The sequence below is a fragment of the Salinispora sp. CH2A1_6 genome, assembly GCF_056820975.1.
The window spans coordinates 228,354-251,579 of sequence record NZ_JBXEDG010000012.1 but is presented as its reverse complement, the minus strand read 5'-3'; the positions used below and the strand labels follow the sequence as shown (position 1 = coordinate 251,579).

Below are 23,226 nucleotides of genomic sequence, written 5' to 3'. Positions count from 1 at the left end.
ATGCCTGACTTTCATATTCCGAATGACCCTGAGTGGCAGTGGGCCTATGACGCCATTCTCTACACCACCGGCGGTGAATTCCCCGAGGCTGATCCCACGGCACTACGTGCCATGGGGGATGAGCTCTACGCCTTCACCAACAACCTGCTGAACGGGACCGCGGCGACGTCCAACCTGGGCAACGGGCTCTCCGCGTATCTGGACGGACCCGCCGCGGACGCGTTCAACCAGTTCCGGGGCGGCATCGCGAACAACGTCCCGACCGCCGGGAACATCTCGTGGGCCCTCGGGAACGCGGCTTACGAGTTTGCCCTGGATTCGGAATCTACTCAATACAACATCGTCATCGCCGCGTTCACCCAGGTGGTGGAGATCGCCTTCGCCATCGCCTCTGGTTTCGGCGCGGCGGCCGTGCCTGCACTGATAAAAATTGGGCAGGAGACTGTAAAGACCCTGATCGATTTTCTTCGTATGCGGCTGCAGAACCAGCTGCTGAGGCTGGTCTGGGAAGGCGTCGAGGAAGGGCTCGAGGAACTCTGGCAGGGCATGGCTGCCCAGCTCACGCAAATGGCCGAGGGCAACCGTAAGGGTTTCGACTACCAGGACCTTGCCCTTGCTTTCGCGGGCGGATTCTTCATCGGCATGGGCGTCTCCGGCATGCACGCGATCGGTGGAAAGCTCTACCCGAAGATCAACAAGAACACCTATACCCGCGAGACGTTGTCCGCACTTGCGGAAACCCTCTTCGAGGGCCTGTTCAGCATGATGGTCGGGGGCGGCTTCAACCCATTCGCCACGATGACCTCGTCGATCATCGGCGGCCTCGCACACCAATACGCACACGACTTCGGCAAGCAGTTCGGCGCCGACCCCCAAAACCTCCCGGACCGGCCATCGCCCGACCCTAAGACGGGCTCCGACAAGGCCAAGACGCCCCCGACTTCAGTCGAGGGCCCTCCACCACCCGCGTACCACGACATTGGCGACAGCCCTCCGTCGTACGACCAGGTTGCCGGTGGCCCCCCACCGCACAGCGAGACGCAGGGAGACCCCCCTCCCTACAACGAAGCCACCGGCCCTTCGAACGCCGCGACGGGCGCACCACCCTCCGTCGGCAGTTCCCCGGTTCCCGGCAGCCCCGTCACAAACGGTAGTCACACCGCCCAACCTTCGAACGCCGAACGCGATGGCGCCCTGACCCCAGCCACCGCTCCGGCATTCGCCAATCGACCCGATCTCAGCACCGTCAACGCTCCAGCTCCCAACCGTTCAGTCGCGCCTGATCCTGGCACTGCCTCGGCATCGGCTGGCGCGCTCCGACCCGGATTCGCAGGCGTAAACCAGCTCGGACCCGCAAGCGGTCAGGTGCCCCCACAAACCACAGGCTCAGCCGGCTCGGTCGCCGCGCACCCTGCCGCGACTCCCGCCGCGCCCCCTCCAGCCACATCGCCGGCGGAGGACGTCGCACCTATCGCGGCGCCTGCTGGTGCCGACGCTATCGTGCCCGTGAATGCCGGCGGCCTTCCCGGCTTCGAGTCCACGAGCCCCGCGGCATCTGCCCCCACCGACCCAACAGCCCCGGCCCCGGCCGTCTTCGAGACGACGGCACCCACGTCAACCCAGGCGGCGGAGGCTGCTGCTTCGCCTGCGGCAGACCCGGCTGGACAGGCGCCCACGGTTGGGACGCCAGTGACGGCGGTTCCAGCCGTCGAGGTGCCTCGCACCGGAGGCCCCGGCGCCGACTCCTCGGTGGTTCAAGCGCCAACGGGCCAGTCGCCTACCCCACAGTTGCCCAGTCCACAAACATCTAGCGGGACACTACCGAATGCCCAGGGAAACAATACGCCGCTCTCATCCGCGTCTCCGGCCCCACAAATCACCCATCCGGTCGCTCCCGCACCGGCCACGATCGAGCAGGGTTCGACTGTGCCTGGCCCTGCTGTCGAGCAGTCGTTGGCGTCGGAGAGTGGAATCGCGGGCCAGCTCCTAGACGCGCAGCAAAACCTGGTGACGACCAATTCGCACCAGGTACCCATGACGACTACCGCTACCCAGCCCTCTCTCGGCAGCGGGACTGTGCAGTCACCACTGTCGAGTGATAGCCCACTTCGTGGCGACTCCACGCGCGACACCACGACACGTACCGAGAGTGCGGGGGACCGCGATTCACGTTTCCAGGCCGATGGTCCACGGAGGGCCAGTGGTCAGCACGATCCGGTAGTAGCTCTGTCACCGACCGTTGAGGTCGCACTAGCTACCAGCCGCGGACATACCGATGTCGTCGACAAACCATCGGGTTCGTCAAACGATCCTGGCGCCGAAAACGGCCCGAGGACCACAGCCGCTTCGATCGGGCCGACAGCCGATGACACGAAGCCCTCGCCGGTCACTCCGCAAGCCGGACCCACGATCCCCACCCTGCAGCGTGCTCCCGATGCTGTGCTGCGAACTGAACCGGTTGCCGCTTCGACTTCCAACCTGGAGGCTCCGGCACCGACATCACCATCCGCACCGGTGTCAGTCAAAGAGTCGGTTCAGGGTCAGTCCACGACCGAAAGTTACGATGGTCTTGCACTGGGCGGCACGGGCAGTCAGGCGGTGGTTCCCGGGTCAGTGTCTGCCCTACTTGCCGATGTTGTTTCTCGTGATCAGTGGTGGCGGCTCTATCTCGATCCAAGGCACCATGCCGCAGCGCAGGCCGCGTACCCGAATGATCCCGGCTCCTACTACGATAACGATCAATCGCCGGGCTTTCAGAGAGGTATGACCGAAGCCTACGAACAGTTCCTTAATAATCCTGGCATCAATAGCAATACCCTTAACGCTGATACCTACAAACAAATACACGAAACAGTCACTCGACATCTCAATAAGCAGTTCGACTGGACTGGCGGCACCACGCGACAAGGAGTTATTAAACCCACATCATTCCCTGTTCGTAACCCGGATATCAGCTCCGACGTCCTCGCCGAACGCATCGGCGAACGCCCTCTCATCAAAGACTTCCACGAAGCTCTTCGGCAACGTGGCGGCCCCAAGCCGGTCACTTTCACCAGCACCATCATGGGGCGCGGTGGCATCAGCGCCACCACCATGCCCCGTACTATCACCACCAACTACTCCCGCACCGACGCGCCCGCCCTAGTAAACACCATTTTTGACCAATACCGTCACGAACGACAGAACGCGACGACCTCCGACGCGACCCTTGCCGCCATCGCCCGCACGATCCGTAAGCTGCATATCACCCACCCCTTCGAGGACGGTAATCGTCGCCTCAACGTCCACGTTATCCTTCCCAAACTGCTGCTCGACAACGGTTTCCAACCCGTCATCGCTCCCGACATGGATCAACTGTTTCAAGGCGGCCGTTCTATTGACGACATCGTCAGCGTCCTGCGGAACACCCAACCCGCCACCGCCGGCATACGCCTCGGCACCGAACCAAATCCGAAAGCGAATGTCGCCCCTGTCGCACAGATTCTGACCGTTGTCGATGTTCCTGCCATCACGAGTGTCGCGGCGCAGGCAGACACCACTGCGCCGGCGGCCTCGTCGGATGGTCACCGGCACGACAGTTCGTCGGTCGTGCCCCTCGCCACGGTCGTCAGGGGTGCGGACGGAGTGCTGCGTGCGTCTGGCAAGCCGCTGGTCATCCGGCCGTTGACGGGTGACCGGCCTGGCATCGCGTTGCTTGACGACAGTGACTGGAACAGGGTCAGCACCCGAACCCTCCTGCCGCCGGACACATATGCCGCCGCACAGGATTTCAAGGGAGACCCCGCGACCGCGGTCATCGTGCACGGCGTCGGTGACGTCGTGCACGCTCCGGTCCGCAACCCGGACGGCTCCACCACCACCGTCGCGCTGGACCCGGACGGCCTCGCCCAAGTCATTGGCCGGCCCGGCGCACCCATCGTCCTGGTCTCTTGCGAGACCGGTGCTCTCACCGGTGGTTTCGCACATCAGCTTGCCCACGCCCATGATGGTGACGTCCTGGCCCCCAAAACGGTCATTTATGTTGGAGTGACCGGAGTCGAAGGAGGACTGCGCACCACCGATAGCGAATCTTGGCGGCTCTACACTCCTCATTCTCTGGACGACGAGGGTTGGGACGCCGTCAACGACGTCGCCACCGGCACACCACCCCTGTTCGGCATCAACGCCGACCCAGAACCCACCACCGACCCCGGTGCAGGCACTGCGGCCGGTTCGAACACTGGCCAATCCAACCAGTCCAACGACGGCATCGTTACTGTCCGGCGTAGCACCCAACCCACCCCCGAAGGCATACGCCTCGGCCCCAAGTCAGCCCCCACATCGACCATCACCCGCGCCGCGCAGCCTCCGAGCCTTCCCACAATTCCTGAAGAAACCGAGCAGGACCTCGACCCTCCCGGTCCGTTCACCCTGAGCGCGGTTTCTCGTGAGCGGGAAGAGCGGCGAGTGCCCCAGCCTGACTCGAGGACATCGGGCGACAAGGCGGGCTATACGAGTGCTGATGATCCTGCTGATCAGGTAGCCGCTGTGGTGGATAGCCGAGACGTTGCGGAGTCCTCCCGAGCCCCGATGGTGGCTACGGAGGGTCTGGCCCACGTCGTGGTCGATACTGTGCCGTCACCCGTGGAAAATTTCGCATCCGAGCCTCACTTAATCGTGCAGGATGGCCGGCAGCCGAGTGGTGAGTCGGCGCGTGCCAGCGCAACGGACAACGCGGGCACGGACCAAACGAGTAGTTTGATCAACCCCGACGGGACTCCGCGAAAGCGCGATACCCGAAGCGAAGGCACCGCCCCCCAGCCCACACCCACCCCACAAGCCACAACGCAACACTCAGCTCGGCCAGCCGGAGCGGCCACAGCACAAGCTGTCTCGCTCGTTAGCCCCAACTCCCAGGCTGACCTCCAAGTTCAGTTTAAAATAGAGGGTGGTCTCGAAGTCGATCTCAAGGTTGACTCCAAGCCTGAGCCGAAGGCAGGAGAAGATCTCCACGGCAGATTCAGAGCAGAGGCTGATGATGCCAGGGTAAAGAGTGATGCCAACGCGGAGCCCGGGCCCGAATCAAAGGCGAAGGCGGAGCCCGGGCCCGAGTCGAAGGCGGAGCTCGAGCCCGGGCCTGAGCCCAGGTCCCAGGCGAAGGCGAAGGCGAAGGCGAAGGCAGAGCCCGGGCCCGAGCCAAGGGCGGAGGTGCAGCCCGAGCCGGAGCCGAGGGCGAAGGCGGAGCCCGGGCCCGAGCCGAGGGTGGAGGTACAGCCCGGGCCCGAGCCGAGGGTGGAGGTACAGCCCGGGCCCGAGCCGAGGGCGGAGGTACAGCCCGGGCCCGAGCCGAGGGCGGAGGTACAGCCCGGGCCCGAGTCAAAGGTGGAGGCACAGCCCGAGTCCGAGTCCGAGTCGAAGGCGGAGCTCGAGCCCGGGCCTGAGCCCAGGTCCCAGGCGAAGGCAAAGGCAGAGCCCGGGCCCGAGCCGAGGGTGGAGGTACAGCCCGAGCCCGAGCCGAGGGCGGAGGTACAGCCCGAGCCCGAGTCAAAGGTGGAGGTACAGCCCGGGCCCGAGTCAAAGGTGGAGGTACAGCCCGGGCCCGAGTCAAAGGTGGAGGCACAGCCCGGGCCCGAGTCAAAGGTGGAGGCACAGCCCGAGTCCGAGTCCGAGTCGAAGGCGGAGGTAGAGCCTGGGCCTGAGCCCAGGTCCCAGGTGAAGGCGGAGGCGGAGTCCGAGCCCGAGTCAAAGGCGGAAGTACAGCCCGAGCCCGAGCCCGAGCCAAGGGCGGAAGTGCAGCCCGGGCCCGAGTCAAAGGTGGAGGCACAGCCCGAGTCCGAGTCCGAGTCGAAGGCGGAGGTAGAGCCTGGGCCTGAGCCCAGGTCCCAGGTGAAGGCGGAGGCGGAGTCCGAGCCCGAGTCAAAGGCGGAAGTACAGCCCGAGCCCGAGCCCGAGCCAAGGGCGGAAGTGCAGCCCGGGCCCGAGTCAAAGGTGGAGGCACAGCCCGAGTCCGAGTCCGAGTCGAAGGCGGAGGTAGAGCCTGGGCCTGAGCCCAGGTCCCAGGTGAAGGCGGAGGCGGAGTCCGAGCCCGAGTCAAAGGCGGAAGTACAGCCCGAGCCCGAGCCCGAGCCAAGGGCGGAAGTGCAGCCCGGGCCCGAGTCAAAGGTGGAGGCACAGCCCGAGTCCGAGTCCGAGTCGAAGGCGGAGGTAGAGCCTGGGCCTGAGCCCAGGTCCCAGGTGAAGGCGGAGGCGGAGTCCGAGCCCGAGTCAAAGGCGGAAGTACAGCCCGAGCCCGAGCCCGAGCCAAGGGCGGAAGTGCAGCCCGGGCCCGAGTCAAAGGTGGAGGCACAGCCCGAGTCCGAGTCCGAGTCGAAGGCGGAGGTAGAGCCTGGGCCTGAGCCCAGGTCCCAGGTGAAGGCGGAGGCGGAGTCCGAGCCCGAGTCAAAGGCGGAAGTACAGCCCGAGCCCGAGCCCGAGCCAAGGGCGGAAGTGCAGCCCGGGCCCGAGTCAAAGGTGGAGGCACAGCCCGAGTCCGAGTCCGAGTCGAAGGCGGAGGCTGATTTCAAGGCCGAGGCCGAACAGAAAACTGACAGCGGGGACGGCAGTTCTCCAACGGTTCTGTCGGCGGATAAGTTGCGTAGTGCTCTGCCTGATTATTTACGTCGGAGCGAAGCCTTGGGTCCGGCTGTGCAGTTCCGATCCGTCATCATCGATGATGACACAAACCTTATTCGTGAGCTAGAGTTGTTGGCGCCAGGAATGTCGCAATCGGTGTTGGAGGAAGTGAACCGCGACATACGAGATGATTTTGGCAGATTTCTTGGTGAGGGGTATTCATACCCTGTCCGTCTTGGCGGGGAAGCTGCCGAGTTAACCGTCACAGCTCGGTTCGATTGGGATGGCCTCAAGCCTGAGGGAAAGGCCAAGGAGGGTTCGAAGGCAGAAAGTAAACCCGACGGATCGCACTCGCACTCAGTCAAGCTTGATCATTATTCGCATGTAGATCCAAAGTTCTTCGCGTCGTTTATTCCCAGTGCTTTGGTTGCTGGGGGAGTGTCCATCCCGACCGCGCCAAAATCGACGATTTCCAGGACCAGTAAAACGCGCTTCAAAGCGATTACCACCGTGGAGGTGGAGGATCAAATCAAGGTCACTGTCCCGGCTGTGATCTACGCCTCTCTGCGAGGGCCCGACGGGCAGCCAATCGATGCCCGACCATCCGAGAAGCGCGCGTTTTCAAGCGGCCCGGGAAAGGTCACGGCGAGGGGCATCGTCCCGTTGCGGGTGCCGACCAAACTGGCTGTTCCAGAGCCGGGCCCGGAACCCCTTCCGGTGAGGGTGCCCACCGCCCTGCCCAAGAGGTTTGGTGTGGAGAGCGTTGTCGTTCACTCCGATCCAGATCGCGGCACGCACTTCGAGCAGGTCGCGAAAATTCTCCAAGAGGAAGGGCTGGGGGACATTGTTAGCGTAGGGGCGCCGGGCCGGAGCGTACTCAAGCAGTTCTTGGCCAGAGACAAGCTTCCTGTCGCTGACGCGACAACAGCTGGCGCCGACAGGGCCGAGGAAGGCTGGGCCACCTCGGAGCCGCTGCTACGAACGCCTGCCGAGCGTAATCTCTGGCGCCGTGTTTTCCCGGGGCGTGGCAGCGCCCTGCAGGCACGGCTTGTGGCCAGGCAAGTGCGGTATCTCGGGACTGCGGACGGTGTCAAGTATGAAGATGGCTTCAAGCTGGCCAGCGAGAATACCGACAGCACAATCGCCGACCGGCCGTGGGCGGCAATGTTGACCGGTGGTGGCGGTGGTGTGGCGGGGCCACTGATGTACGTCGTCGGGCCGAGGGTGACGGTGTCGCGCACCGAGCCGAGCGAGCAGAAGGTGGCGGCTACGAGAGTCGGGCGCCAGAAGGTGAGGGTCAAAGGCTCCGCCGTTCGCTACCGAACTGTCTATGACCTGGAAGTGCGCCTGATCGGAAGGCCAGCTCAGAGGTTGGCCGGGGCCGTCGCGACGGTGCAGTGGACGACCAAGGACCGGGTGCGGGGTACTTCGCTGGATAGCGAACCGACCGAGTGGCAGGGGCGCACGGGTGAACGTCGTACGCACTTCGCGCCAGCGCCTATTGAGCAGGGACGCTCCTTCGGAGGGGCCTACATCGATGATCTTGATGGTGGTGATCAGCTGAGGAGAAGTGTGATCCGGGCATTACGGAACGTGCCTGGAGCCCGTGGAAGCCTGGAGCTATTCGGAAATATCGGGGACAAGAGTCTGCCGATCACGCAGCGTCTAATTCCAGCATTAAAGAAGGAAGCATTTGTTCGGCAGTTCGGCGATCCGGAGTTGGCGCAGGGGCTGACCGGGCCGATCCAGGCGATCTTGTCGCGTCGGGAAGATATTGAGGTCCAGCTTTCGAATCGTCAACTACGATTTATGTTGGACCGGATCGTCGGACCCGGGCTGGAAATCCCGTTAACGATGAATGGCATGCTGCACGACTACACCACGGTCGTGACGATCAAAGGTGAGCTCTCCAGCCTATCCGACGGCGAAATTCTGAGCCAAAAGGTGTCAGGAGCTACCGAGAGTCGTGGAGCGAAGGACGAAGCCGTTGCCAGTAAGGATAGGAGTTGGGCTTCTTCCGTAGGAGTTGGTGCCCGGCTCATCGCGGTGCTCGGCCCGGCCTTCCCGGTCGGTATTGCCGGCCCGCGTGTCGGGTACACCGCGAGCAGTGGCCATGATGTCGGCGTCAAGCATCGTCACGAGGCTGAGATTGCGCGCGCACCGGATCTTGAAGAGGATGGCGGGCTCGCGGAGGCGCCGATGCGCGAATTCGCGGCCACCCTGACCGTGACGACGACCTTCGAATCCAACGTGCGGCCCAACCCGAGCAGACTACTCCTGACGCCCGGTAGGCCCGGTCTCCACGTCCCGACCGTCGTTTCCGGTGCCCTGCCGCCCAAGGAGCACCAGTTGGAGCTGCGCCTGCTGGTGCCCGAGCACCGGGTCACACTGAGACCGCCGCCGTCCGCGCCAGCGCCGGAACCGGTCGACAGGGAGTGGATGACAAATCCACCGGCACTGAGGGAGATATCTGGTGGGTACCCGTACAAGCTGGACGGCAGCCTCGTCGAGACGTTCCTCGGAACGGCTCATCTGCTCGAGGGGGTCAAGGAGACCCTGACGCGGGCTACGAATGACCCCATCTGGGGCTTCGCAGACGGGTCGATTTCCACCCTCATCTCCCGGTCGTTGGCGCCAGACCAGTTGACGGGTGGTGGCGAGCTGTTCAGCACACCGCTGTCGCTGTCCCAGCTCACGTACGGCCGCCGGCGGGCGGATGCTTACGCCGAGGTCAAGATTCGACTGAGGCCACGCAACCCGCGGGTGCAGCCGTCGACCGAGTTCCACACCGTCAAGGATATTCTCGCGGGTGGCTCCAGCAGCGGCGCCAAGCAGGCTCGCTCGTGGGGCGGAAGCTTGTCGATTACGCCGGTGGGCGTGGTGCGCGGACCAGCCGGCGATCCGAATACAGACCGCGTCACCGCAAGCGGTTTCTTTGTCATGTCGGGAACCTTCCTGCAATTCGCCCGGGGCCGAAAGTACGAGCACAACATCTCAGGTTCATCGAAACTCGAGGTAGGCGGCAGACCAGAACGTCGGGTGTTGGTGCAACTTGACGTGGACGTGGAGGTCGTCGCGGAAACCCGACGTCGAGGCAACCTGGATGTGCTGGAAGTGCTGCCCGACAGTCCGATCCAGCGGGCAGGGCAGAGCTTTACCTTGCGCAACTCACTCCTGATGTGGATGACCGAGAGCCAGGCGCGGGAACTCGAGGACGACGACAAAGCGCATTCTGGCCAGCTGGCCGAGGCCGAGCGACAAACGCGGTATCTGCCGGACAACGCCGTGCAGGCCGATCCGCACGAGCGCGACCGTCGAGACAACGCTATGTACCGTGCCCAGCCCTCGGTTCGGACTAACCGCACCATCACGTTGCCCGCGATGCTGGGTATTCCCGGCAAACCGTCATTCGGAATCGGCGGCCTAGATCGCACCCTGGACCTGAGCGGTCATATTGGTGCCGTGCGGCGTGCGATTACGAACGCGATCGGCGGAACCCGCGGTACGCGGGTGGCACAGGCGCTGCTGCCGGAGTCCTCGCTGGACGCACCGCACGACAACGTACGGATGTTGCAGACCTTCCTGAGCCACGCCGACAGTCACATCGCCAGCGCCCTCAACGGTGGCCGGAGCCTGCTGCTTCGCCTGGACGGGCGAGGCCGGGGACACACCTATCAGATGACGGTTACCGCGTCGATGGTGCGTGAGCCTGAATTCAAGGAAATCGTGCATGTCGACAAGTTGACTGTCAGTGACAAAACGAAAATGACCCTCACCGGCGGCACTACTCGCAGCCACACGAAGGCATCGGTATCCCTCATGCTGAGGGGTCGGGGGATACACGTTGAAGGTCGAAGCCCGGAAGCGCAGCAGAACTCTGATCCAGTCAGAGTGCTGGGTGGGGCGGGAGCGGCTATCTCCGCGAATTGGGGTGCCCGCGAAAAAGAGTACTCCGACGCTGACACTCTGAAATATTCTCAGTCTCTGGCCGTGGAGGGGCCAGTCGCCACATTCGGCACCGACATCGCCCTCAGCATTACTGTGACCGGTCGCGAGCTACCCAAAGCGGGCGCGGTCCTCAGAGAGGTCCGTCCACTGACACTTCGCGTGTCGCCGTACAGTTCGCGGATCAACGGCCAGGTCGGAGCCGCCGGTGACAAGGGCATACTGCCGAGCAACGAGCTCACCGACTCCGCTCGCAGTGAATGGCGTAACGCTGCGGGGGTCAAGAGCCTGCCAGAGCCCTCGCAATACGCGGTCGAGCACGTGTTTCTGGATGTGGCGGAGCTGCACGATGCGGCCGAGTTGGCCTTGGCCAAATCCGGTGTGACCGTCGACGCCACCACACAGGCCACGCTGCGCGCCGCGATCAACACCACCAACCTGAGGGCTGGGCTGCCAGCCATGCTGGCTGGCCTATTCCTGATCCCGCTGCCCCGCCAGACAAAACGGAAACTCTTCCTGGATGCCCGGGTGGTAGGGCGACCGAGGTTCGCTGGCGCCAACACGGATGTCGCTATCAAGAATTCCTTGAAGGGTGAGCGCTCCCAGAAGGTGACGCACAAGTCCGGGAGCACCTATCTGGCAAAAACACGCGGCCTGCTCGCCGTTGGCGAGGACGGGAGGGGGGGTATGCCAGTGGAGAGGCGTCACTACGCGACGGCTGACAGTCAACGATACGACGCCAGTGCGACGCCAGAAAAATACAAGACGACCGCCCAACCGTCGTCCACCCCAGAGGATGACACTCTCGTCTGGGGTCTTTCCTATTCGTTGGAATTCTCCCTGGTCGCCGTCCCTGTGCACGTGCACCGCCCACGAAATCGGCTCCAACCGTCCGCCCGTCGTACACACCAGCACCGCCTCAACCCACCCACGTCACGAAAGCGTGCGGGCGTCATTCTTCGAATCGACGACGCCATGATCCTGCGGATGAACGACGCGGCAGCACGTGAACACACTGACATCGTGCTACCGCCGGAACTCAACGAAACAGCCAAGAGTTTGGCCGAGAGTAGTGAGAAGTGGACCAAGGCAGTCAATCGCAGGGACGGGTTGAGGGCTCAAAAGGCCACAGACGCTGACCTCCTAAAAGCTGCCGAACAAGAGGCCAACGATGCTGAATCCAAGTGGTGGGATGCCTATCAGGCCCATGAACGCCAACTCGACACGCTGCGTCCCGCCGCACCCCACACCGACTCTGTGCACACCACTGAGGATGCCAGCAGGATCGAGGAGACTCAGCCCGCCACCACGACGCAGGAGACCACTGATCTCACCGCTGCTGATTCATCAGCGTCACAGAACGATGTTGAGGACCCGACCGATGCTTCACCCAGTCCACCGCCTACCGAGGGGGCGCAGCTGTCCCCTGCGGCGGGTGACACACCGGCGATCGAGCCCGGCGCCTCCGCACCCGCGCCGGCCGTCAGCGACGTAGCGGAGGCCACCGTCTCCGCAGCCGCTGATGGCGGGCCGGATGGTGCGGAGACTGCCGCTGATCCGGTGGCTGCCACTCCATCGGTGGTGGGACCGTCGTTGTTGCCTACTCCTGGTGATGGTCGATGTCAGTTGTATGCGGTTATCGGAAGTGATCCCGGTCTGGTGGGGGAGAGGTTGGCTTCGGCAGAACTCGACACCCCAGCCCTACGTGCCTGGCTGGCCGACCCGGAGTTGGTCCGTACCCAGCTCACCGAGCAGAGCAGCCCCGAGAGGCGGGACGCACGGGAACTCGTACCGCAGTCCACCGAGTTGGGGCAGGCGGCCGAGCGTCTACGTCAACTCGTCGAACGACACCTGATCACGCTGGGGCCGGCGAACGTGCCGACCGTGGCCCTGCAGGCATATCGGGGAAACCGCAATCAGACACTCCACGCCACCGTCGACTCCCTGGATCAGGCCACGGTCCTCAATCGGCTCCACGCGGCGGGGATCACCAGCCTGCGTGACCCCAGTCTGCTCCCCGTGGCCCACCTACGGGACCTGTACGTGCATCACCGCACCGCCGGCCTGACCGCCAACGGCACCGACCACGCCAGTGCCCGAACCATCGCGGAACAGGAGGTGCCCCTCAAGCCTGCCGCTGACGGCACCCCAGCACGTGACCTTGCGGACGGATCCCTGTCGGCGCAGCAGATGTTCGACTTCCTCAGCACTCACCACGACATCCCCCTGCACGACCTGCCTGAGCAGGTACAGCGCGACCAGCTGACGGTGCACCTGCTCGACCCGGCCAGACCAGCTGACCCCGACGAGTTCGCCGAGCTCGCCGAGGCTCTACAACACTGGGAGCAACATTGGCACCGCGATGTCGGCGAGGCATACATCGGCCTACTCGCCTCCGCACTGAGCTCCCGTATCCGCATCCACACACCGGATCACGTCCAGACCATCGGCCCTGACGACGCCCCCCTGGTCACCATTCACCGGCATCACGATCATTACCAAGCCACCGCCACTCCTCCCCCGGCCAGTACCACCACTGACGCGCGGGTTTCGCCGACAACCAGTCACAACGAACCGAACGGCCGCGCCACCCCGACGACCACACCAAGCACAATCGTTGGCACCGTGGGTGCGTCACACCGGCCTGGCGACGTCAGTACGATCCCGGACCGGACCGAGTCCGTCACGGCGGGTGCCTTCCATTCCGCCAGCGACAGAATCAAGGCAGTCGACGACTCACGGCCCAGCATCATCGAACCGTCGGCTGACCCCGACGCTGTCACCGTGGCGCATCAGCCTGTCGCATCCCCGGTTAACACACCGCAGGCCACCCCGGATCGCCGGGCCGATGTCGACCCCACGCCAAGCCGCGCCGAGGCTGACCGGTCGGATACCGAGGTGGACCGGCCGCCGCTGGTCCCGCCGGGACCGGGCCAGACCGAGCGTGACCCGGCAACACCAGGGGTGGCAGGCCGACACCACGTCCTTACGGACGAGGCCGAGGTGGTGAAGGCGACGCTGCCTGACCGGCCCATTCCCGAGGAGCCCACCGGAGAGCGGCCCACGGACCCTGAGGCCCCGGGTGCCACCGAGCGGGCCGCCACCACCGATTCGGGCACCCACACCGCACCACCGCCGGTCACCTACGTTCCCGCCGGACTCGCCCTGCTCGATCCCGACCAGGCCGACAAGATGCGTGTCGCCCTCAATTACCCACCCCAAACCGACGAATATCTGGTCTTTGCCGAGGGCACCCCCGACGGCATCGTCGTCGGCAACAAACTCGTCACGCCCGAACACCTCGCGGCCCTCATCACCGCTGACACCCGGTCCCACGGCAAAGATGTCGTTCTCGTCGCCTGCGAGACCGGGCAGCGCGACTACGACCTCCGTCTTTCCGGTCAAGCCGACATCACCGCTGTCAGCGCATCCCCTGACACCGCCTGGGTCACCCCCACCGGCCGCATCTTTGCCGCTGCCACCACCTACACCTCCACTGGTCACCCGCAACTCGACCGCACCCGCCCTGGCGCCTGGCGTCGCACCGCCGGCCACCCTCCCATTACCAGGGTTCACCACCACTACGAATATCCCACCCGCCACACCAGTGCCGAACCTCCGAACATTGCCGATGCCATTCCCTTCGGATCGTCGAGCAAGAAGCCAGCCACATCCTCGGACAAGAAGCAATCCAAAAAGAGCCTGATCGAAGATATCGATCAGGCCGCCAAAAAATTTACCCTGTCCTACGGGGGCGGCCAGTACGGGCGGGCAGGGGACCAATTCCGGCTGCGGTTCGCTCGGGACAAGAGTGCCAAGAGGGCGGCTCAGACGCTCTCCCATCTCAGCTTCAAGCTGCATGACGTGTTCCGGCAGCTGCGTGAGCAGAGCAAGCACCGAGAGAGTCTGCCCAAGGACCTCGAGGTGCAGGGTATGTTGATCAATGGCCGGTTGGTATTTGCCACCAACTTCAACGCCACCGCCTCTCTGATCAACATGGTGTCATTTTCGACAGAAGAGGATGATGGCTCGCACCTGTATCAGGTGCTGCGCATCTCACAGAGCGACAGCAGTCGGCGGAAGCACCTGACGTCGCAGGACGCCGACGAGTATGTCGGGCGGCTGCGGCGCAGCGAGGAAAAGATCGATGAGGCGTTCCGAGGTGACCGCGATAACGACACGGCCAGGGCGATGCGCGCCAACCGGGATATCCAACTCGTGGACGCTGCTCCGGATGGCGACGAGAATCGACTGCGGTTGAAATCTCTGCTCACCGACGACGCTAGCGTGGGTGCCGTCATCGTGCTGCAGCACGCGGACAGTGGTACTGATTCGATCCACGCCGAGCAGAAGCTCCTGCTGGCCGTGCACAGCGCCGGTCTGCGGGCGAAGGACATCAGGGGTACTTATCTGATCATGGGTAAGTATCGGCCCTGCCTGGGATGCTGGGCTGCTCTCCAGCATCATCGGGCAAATAAATTCCCCGTCGACTTTGATGACAACTACGGCAACTACTATCTCGAGTCGATTCGTTCGCTGGTCTCCTACCTCCCGCACACCATCCGCGATCCGCGGGGCGTGGTGAAGAACTATCTGGAGAGTGTCATCAGTGGTGAGGCCCAACGAATGATGAGTGTGTCCGCGCTGTCCCGTCAAGCGCCACCCCATGACGCCGTCGACAACAACGGACCCGAGAAGGTCATCCCCGTGGAGGACGCCCCCAACCGGGGCTACGTCACCGCCTCGGACTCCGAGAGTGCGTTCGACCAAGAAATGAACAAGATTGTGAGCGGGAAGCGTGCCCTCGACTTCACCGCGGGCACGCGGAACCGCACTCTCGGCACCGGTAGAGAAAAGTCGCACAGTTCCCGCGCAGCCCAGCGTGTGCTCAACGAGGTCGAGCGCGCGGAACTGGCAGCGGTGTGGCGGGACCGTGATCCTGAGCGGGTTGCCGCACGGTTCAAGTTCCACGAGGCTCGTGGTGTGTCGCAGGCCGAAATCGCCGAGGCGTCCGGGGCCGGCCGGAGCACTGTCTACCGGATGGTCCGGGACAAGGACGGCCATGAGCGCCGCGACGGCCGCGACAGTGTCACGCGACGGGTTGCGTCCCGCAGCGGCCGCCACGACTCAACAGTGTCCTCCACGACCAGCAAGGGCGCCGGCAAGTTCAAGAAGCGCCCCGACATCGACGACATCGGCCGTTCCTCCCTCCGTGACGTCATGCGCGGCACCGGTTTCTACCAGGGCTGGAAGCACATCGAGAAGTCGCAGAGTAAATCGACTCTGAAGGCTCGCGACATCCCATCCGCGCTCAATGAGGCCCTCGCCGCCGCCCGGCAGCAGTACAGCATGCAGAGCATCGCTGACTACCTACACATGCCACGCAAGAGTCTGCAGCAGCACTTGGACAAGCGCTACGGCCCGGTCAACGACGTCAATATTCCCCAGCCCAGCCCCATCGATGAGGAAGCGCCGGACGCCTATCCCGCGCCCGTAGCCACCGACCCCGTCTACGACGTCACCAACTCCATGTACTACGACGACAACTCCACGTACTACGACGACGACCTCGGCCGGCAGATGTACATCCCGCCTGATTCCGACGCCATGGACTATGAGCCGGCAGGAGCCAGCCACGCAGGGCCCAGCAGCGCTTCCGGGCCCCAACCGCCGAGGGTTACCTACAGCACCGCACCCATCACCTACGACATTCCGCCACAGGCCGCACCCGCAGCAGACCCCGCTCCACCACCTGCGAACACGGACCCGGTCTACGTCTCCGACCACGGTCCCCCTGTCTATGCAGACAACCAGGGCCGCCAGTTCTACTGGAACCCCGAGACCAGCCAGTGGGAGTACTACGACGACGACGAGTGGCACGGCTATCGGGTATCCGACCCGCATGGCAAGCGCAAGGACACCCGTTAGGTTTCCCCGACGGCCAGACCGGGCAGGTCCACCATCCGTCACCGCTGGCCCCTCGGCTGCCCTTCGGTCGACCTCGGTGGTGAAGGCCGCGACCGTCGGTGCGCCTGCGTACCACCAGCCGGTGACACGAGGGCAAACCCGGTACTCGACCGTCGATCAGCGGTACGCGGCCGTGGTCGAATGGCGCGGTGCCTGAGTTTCGTACGGTCGGTCCAGGGCCGGAGCTACATCGGCTTCTCCTGCGCGTGGCCGGCCATGCGCCCGACCACACGATCTCCGAGGCGCGGTATGCGTTGGCCGAGGGCCGGATGGTCGACGTCACCCGGACGGTTGCCGCAGTTGCCGCAGCCGCGGGGCTGGTCCTCACCGAGGAGGAGCTTGCCCTGATCGCGGCCATGGACCCGGATCGCGTCGGCGCGCTGTCAGGCCCAAGCCAGGACCGACAGGAACGGACGTCCTTCACGTTCCAGCCGGCTCTGGGGGAGGATTCTGCCTTCGCCGCGGGAGCGCCGCCGCCGCTGCTGGATCTGACGGATGCCCCACCCGAGATCGTCGGCGTGCTGACCGACGAGCTGGACCGGGCAGCGACTGAGGCCCTGAGCGAGGTACCCGGTGTGACCGCGCTGTGGCGGGCCTGGCGTTTCGGTGCGTCCAGTGGTACCGGCAGAACAGCAGCGCGGGTCTTCGTCCTGGCCGCCGACGTGCCCGCGGACTACCTGCCCGTGGTTACCGCCATGGCGCAGCAGGAACTCAGTACGGTGGGTGCCGCGCCAACGCCTGTCGAGGTGTACGCGTCGGGTGACGAACTGCCCGCGTACCAGATGCAGGCGCGGGGGTCCGCCGCGTTGTTGTGGACAGCCGCCGAGGCGTACCCGATCGCTGTCGCCCCGGTCTTCGACGGCGTCGACCCGGCGGCCGGGCCGTGGTTCGCCCCGGGCCATCCTCGTCTTGATGGCGCCGAGCAGGAGCGGGTCGCCGCCTTCCTGGATTCCGGTTGGGCGGTTCTGACGACGACCCGACGGGAGAGTGACGTGGTGGAACCCGATCGTGGTGCCGTCGTGCCGATGTCCTATCGAACCGACGGTGTGTGGGTGTGGACCGACACCGTCACCTACTATCTCCGCACGTACGGCCTGGCTCCGGCGGCTGACCTGGTGGATCACATCCGGCGCGCCGACTTCCGGCCCCCCGAGGTGGACGAGGTGGCCGAACACCGGGTCCTGGCTGCGTTGTTCCGCCCCGCGATGCCGAGCCCTGCCGCCGCCCGCTGAATCCCGGCCGGTACGACGCACACGGACCGGTCTCGCCCTTCACCATCCGCGCCTCCGTCGAGGTAAGAACGGGATCGGGTGAGGGGCCGTAGGGGCAAGCCTGCCAGCCGACCGGGCACGGTTGCCGACTCCATTGAGACGATCACAGCGCCACTCAGAAGGAAAACGGTGATGAGCGATCAAGCCGAGCTTCACGCCGCGCTGCTGCGCCTCGGTGGCCGGATACCGGACGCGATGCTGGTCGAGCTCCGGCTGCGGCTGGCCGACACCGGCACGGTACTCGCGCCCCGGCCCGACGACCCCACGGAACCTACGCACACCTTCGCACCCGCACTGCCGGACCCGCAGACCTTCGGTACCGCCGTACCGCCGCTGCTCGATCTGGTCGGCCGGGACCTCGCCGACCAGATCGACCACCTGGCGATCCGAGCCGCGCGGGAGCAGACAGGGGCGGTGGCGCTGTGGCGCTCCTGGCGTACGGCGCCCCAGTGGGCCTCGTCCGCGATACCACCGATCCGGGTCTACGTGCTGGAGGCATCCGGGCCGCCGGCGGCGATCGCGGCCGCGATGATCCGCGCGCTGGCCGCGGACCTGGACATGCCGCAGGTCGAGGTATATCGATCCGGTGCGGATCTCCCGTCGTACGCACGCGCGGCCCGCAGCTCCGGGGCGCTGCTGTGGATGGCAGACGAGTCGCCGCCCCCGCGGATCGCCCGGGTCTTCGACGTGGTCGACGCGGACGGCGCCCGGTTCGAGTCCGGCCACGAACGGCTGGACGGCGCGGATCGTGAGCAGGTCACCGCCTACCTGGAGGCGGGCGCTCCGGTGCTGGGGACCACCGGGACGCTGTCCGACGTGGTCGCGCCGGAGCGCGGAGCGGTGGTACCGATGAGCTACCGCACCGACGGACGTTGGCTGTGGACGGAATCGGTCACCTACTACCTCCGTACGCACGGACTGGCGCCGGAGCCGGACCTGCTGGCGCACGTACGGGCGGCCGGGGCACTGCTGCCGGCACCGGACGCGGCACACGAGCATCGGGCGTTGGCGATGCTGTTCCAATCGGCCGCATTCGTGCCGGCCGGGGACGGGACACAGTCATGACCACTGCGTCCGGCGGTACCTCGGCAGCGGAGGAGGTGTTTCTGCTCACCGACCCGGAGTGGGAGCCAGAGGACCCCGACGACGCGCCGCCCTTCGAGGTGGTGGTGGGAACGTGGCCGATGCTGCCGAACGGCACCGTCGGCGAGTTCCGCCCCAATCCGGACTACGAGCCGCGCTACGAGGCCTCGCCGACTGATCCGCTCGACGCCCTCATCCGCCTCACACTGCTCGGCGAGGTCGACCCCGAACACTTGGCCGCGGTGCTGCGCACCTCCCTGGTGGAACTCGCGCTCAATGGCGACGGTCGACCGTTGGTGGTGCGCGACGATGACGGCGGGCTGTGCGCGATGCTCGCGACGAGTGCGTCGCACCAGCGTCGAATCATCGCGCCAGACTGGCGGCGAGTCGGGCTGGCCGAGCTGTCCACCACCCTGGCCGACGGTACCGACGTTCTGGTGAACCCGGGTAGCCCCACGGGGGCTCGCCTCGGTGCCGACTTCCTGCGGCAGGCGAGGGAATGACCGCGCGGTGCGCGGAGCGGATCGCATCCGCGGCGGGAATCCGATGACGGTGTTCGTGTCGGTGGCCTCCTACCGCGACCCCGAGCTGGTACCGACGGTGTTGGACTGTCTGGCCAAGGCGGGGCAACCGGACGAGGTGCGCGTCGTGGTGTGCTGGCAGCACCGCGGAGACGAGGACGTCTCGGCGATCGCCGCCGGCCCGCGGGTGGAGCTGCTGGACGTCGATGCGCGCGACAGCCGTGCGCGTGCTGGGCACGCGCCCAGGTGCTGCGGCAGTACCTGGATGAGGACTGGTTCCTCCAGGTGGACAGCCACACCCGGTTCGCGCCGGACTGGGACACCCGGGTGATCGCGACGGCCCACGCCACCGGCGCCACAAAGCCGGTGATCACCTGCCCGCTTGCGGACTACGAGGCCTACTCCGGATGTGACTTTCGCCGCCGCACCTGGACGGACCCGGCCTAGCTGGATGGCGGCCAGGGCGGGTGGCAGGCCCAGGCGAGCGGGCGCGCGGTGCCGCTCAGGGTTGGGTGATGGCGTGGCCGGGACGATGTGACTCGTTGGGAGTTCGTGAGCGGTGGACGGTAGCGACAACACAATGAAACCGGCGACCTCGGGGACGTCCGCGCTGACGTGGTACTCCGAACGCGCCGTGGTGGTCGGCGAACCGTCGGCTTTCGCGGTGATGGCCCGATCACTGCCGGTGCCGCCAGGTGAGGTCGCGGTGCTGGGACGGCCGAGCGGGTCGGTCGACTGGCGAGACGTTGCTGATGCGCTGTTGGCCGTCGTGTCCGCACGGGCGGTGGTACGGCTGGCGGTGCCGGGAGGTGGTAGCCCGGACACCTCGGGGCAGGTGCCGGCGGCGGTTCTGGCCGAGCACGCGGGATTCGAGGTTCTCGCGCCGGCCGGACGCCTCGAGCCGATTTCCGGCGGCACGCTGTTCGCGGACGAGGGCTGGCGGCGGTTCGGGGCAGAATCGTCGTCGTCCGACGGCGACGGCCAGCCCGATCCGGCTGTGGGCCGGCGGTTTCCCGCGCCCCGCTGGCAACCTGCCGTTGACTCCCCGGCCGACGGCGGATCGGTGGCCGGCCTGCGCCAAACGCCGATCCCGGCGGGCCTGTGGGTGTACCCCGACGCGCCCGACCAGCCTGCTCCGGGTCGGGACGACCCCGCGTACGCCATACCGGTGGACGCGGACCGTCCGGTGTTGCTGGTGGGACGGCCGGGCGTTGCGGCACCTGACCCAGATGCGGTCATGGCAGTGGCGGACGCGCTGCCGAGTGCCCTGCGTGGACGCCTGAACGTGGTGCCCCATGGCCCGGGAGCGACGGTCAGCGCGCAGGTGTGCGAGATGCTCGCCCGGCGATGGGCGTGCACCGTAACGATGGCCACGGGGGTACCAACACTGCACCACGGCAATCGTTTGGTGCCGGTTGTAGTCAATACGGAGGGCGTCGGTAGGTGGGCACCGCCGATAACGCGGCTCGCCTTCGCACCATCCGGTCAGCCGAGTCCGGCCGGGCCGGTCGACTTTCTGGTCGGGCTGGCCCGGGTCGAACCGGACGCCTACCAACTCACCTCAGAGTGGGTGGTCGAGGTCGTGCAGAGCGGTGTGTGGCTTCGTCCACCGCTGTCGGGAGAGTCGGCCCCAGCGGTGCGTGAGCGGCCCTGGCAGTCCGGGCGGATGGCGATCGTCGTTGGGGTGCCGGGCGCACCGTTGGACGGCGAGGCCCGGCGGGCGCTGCGGGAGCTGCTGGTCCGGCTGCCGGCTCCGGTACGAGGACGGGTCGACCTGTATCCCCGGGAGGCCGAGTCCCTAGCGCGCGAGTACACACCTTCGACCGAAGCGCCCGACATCGCACTCGTGCCGGCGCGGACCGAGCCGCCGGTGTGGTGGCAAGCCGACGAACGACTGTTCAGCGTCTTGGTCGAGATCGATGACGACGGTCAGGTGTGCACCGAGGAGGGTGTGCTCGGACCTGGTGAGCTCGGTGAACTGATCACGGCCCATAGTCAGCGGGCCGGCCGACCGATCCTGCTCGTGGCGAATACCGACCTGCCGATGGAGTTCTGCCAGCGCGTCGCCGACCAGGTCCCGGCGATCGTGATCACCGGCAGTCCGCACGGTGGCGGATGGTCCACCATCCGCCCGCGTCAGGTAGATCACGACGAGTTGCCACCTTCCCGTCTGGAAAGCCCGTATCCGCTGGCCGACCACGATCTGGACGACATGCTGAAAGAGCAGGCGGTACCGGTTACGGAGGTGACATGGCAGCCGGCGTGCGGAAACCGGCGGAGGCTGGACCTGCGAACAAGGTCGTCTGTGGCGGAAGCGCGTGACGGAACCACGGCGGCGGGCGAGACGGACACACCTGATCGCGTCGCACTGTTGGCCCGTGGTCCCGGCGCTCGTACGCCGTTTCGCGTGTCCGGCCGACTGGCGAGTGAGTGGCACGTGGCCCTGACCATAGCCACACAACGGCCGGAGTGGATCCACTGTGACCAGCTGATCCTGGTCGAGATTGATGCGGTTGATCCGCTGAGTCTGCAGCTACTGGCGAACTACCTGGATGCGCCCTTGGCCGCGCGGCGGCAGCGAGTCGACGGGCGTCCGGCAGCCGGCGACCAACCTGGGGGGAGGCTGGCTCGACCTCGTCGGGTGGTGGGGCCCACGACAAGCGGCTTCCGGTTCACCTCCCCGGTCCCGGCCGAGCAGGCCGTCGTTGCTGGACCAGATCCGACCCCTGCGGGTCCGGTGCCCGACAGCACGCCAGCACCGCCTGTGTCGACGCCAACGCCAACGCCAACGCCGGTGGCGATGGCGGCTCCCACCACCCCGGTCCCGGACCCGGACCCGGACACCGTGGAACCTGAGGCCTCGACGGGTGGTGGGAGCGCAACCTCGGGTGCCTCCGGTGCGTTGCCGGCCCGGACGGCGCCGGCCGAGGAAGCCGTGCCGCTGCCCATGCTTGCGTCCACATCGTCACCGGCTCGCGCTGCCGCGCGGGGCCCCCGCCGTCGTCGCAGGATGGCGGGAGCGGTCCTGGTCGCGGCGACTGTCGCGGCCACCGGCGGTGCTGTTCTCGCCCTGCGGGGTGCGGTGGACGCGGGTGCCGGCAACGTGCCGAGGGCTGCGGAGGTGACGACGTCATCGGAGCCGGCGCCCGTCGCCGGAGGCGCGACGCCGCAGCCCACGGCGAGTCCGAGCGCGCTCCCGAGCGCGTCCCCGACCGCGTCCGAACACCCGAGCCGGACGCCCGCGCCCGCTGCGTCGATGTCTCCGGTGACCGGGCCAACACGAACGGGCGCCGAGCAGACGTCACCCGCTGCCGCCGGTCGACCGACCTCGACGTCGACCCCGGTTACGGGTCGGCCGAACACCACGAAGCGTAACCTGGCCCTCGGTCGGGTGGCGGCCGCCTCCAGCACGGAGACGTCCACGTTGGCGGTCGAGAACGTGGTCGACGGTGACCGGACGACCCGTTGGTCCAGCGAGTGGAATGACGATCCGCAGTGGTTGGGAATCGACCTTGATTCGGTCTGGGCTGTCACCGAGGTCCGGCTGATCTGGGAGGAGGCCTACGCGACCAGGTACCGGGTCGAGCTTTCACCTGACGGAGCGCACTGGACGACCGTCTATTCCACCAGTAACGGAACCGGCGGCACCGTCAGGATCAACGTGAGGTCGGCGGATGCTCGATACGTCCGGCTCGTGTTCGACCAACGTGGCACCATGTGGGGCTACTCGTTGTGGGAGATCGACGTGCGTTGAGTGGCTGAGGGTGGTTCGTCGCTTCCACGCACGTTGGTCGGGCACCACATATCAGGTGCCCGACCAGTGGTTTCTTCGGTGCCGCCAAGCTCAG

The 23,226-nt window shown here is 66.0% G+C and carries 5 protein-coding genes and 1 pseudogene; all 6 read left to right on the top strand.

What is annotated here, in order from left to right; all coding sequences use genetic code 11:
- The 6 genes and pseudogenes from AC1UKG_RS16710 (at position 1) to AC1UKG_RS16685 (ending at position 23,132) form a co-directional block, all read left to right on the top strand.
- Positions 1–16,464 (top strand): hypothetical protein, encoded by a 16,464-nt coding sequence (locus tag AC1UKG_RS16710; RefSeq protein ID WP_482643212.1) that lies wholly within the window; start codon positions 1–3, stop codon positions 16,462–16,464.
- 188 nt (positions 16,465–16,652) lie between these two features.
- A complete protein-coding gene (locus AC1UKG_RS16705) occupies positions 16,653–17,735 on the top strand; it encodes a hypothetical protein (RefSeq protein ID WP_026271791.1) in 1,083 nt (360 codons plus the stop codon).
- 171 nt (positions 17,736–17,906) lie between these two features.
- Positions 17,907–18,839 carry a hypothetical protein gene (locus AC1UKG_RS16700; protein WP_018815585.1) on the top strand — a complete coding sequence of 311 codons (933 nt, stop codon included), beginning with the start codon at positions 17,907–17,909 and terminating at the stop codon, positions 18,837–18,839.
- On the top strand, positions 18,836–19,360 hold the full coding sequence (locus tag AC1UKG_RS16695; RefSeq protein WP_018746119.1) for a type VII secretion system-associated protein: 525 nt from the start codon (positions 18,836–18,838) through the stop codon (positions 19,358–19,360). The genes AC1UKG_RS16700 and AC1UKG_RS16695 overlap by 4 nt, the downstream gene beginning before the upstream one ends.
- 43 nt (positions 19,361–19,403) lie before the next feature.
- Positions 19,404–19,817, top strand: a pseudogene (locus AC1UKG_RS16690) (GlcNAc-transferase family protein); the annotation flags it as partial.
- Positions 19,818–19,937: 120 nt separating this feature from the next.
- Positions 19,938–23,132, top strand: a complete 3,195-nt coding sequence (locus tag AC1UKG_RS16685; protein WP_482642276.1) for a discoidin domain-containing protein — start codon at positions 19,938–19,940, stop codon at positions 23,130–23,132.
- The last annotated feature ends 94 nt before the right edge of the window (positions 23,133–23,226 follow it).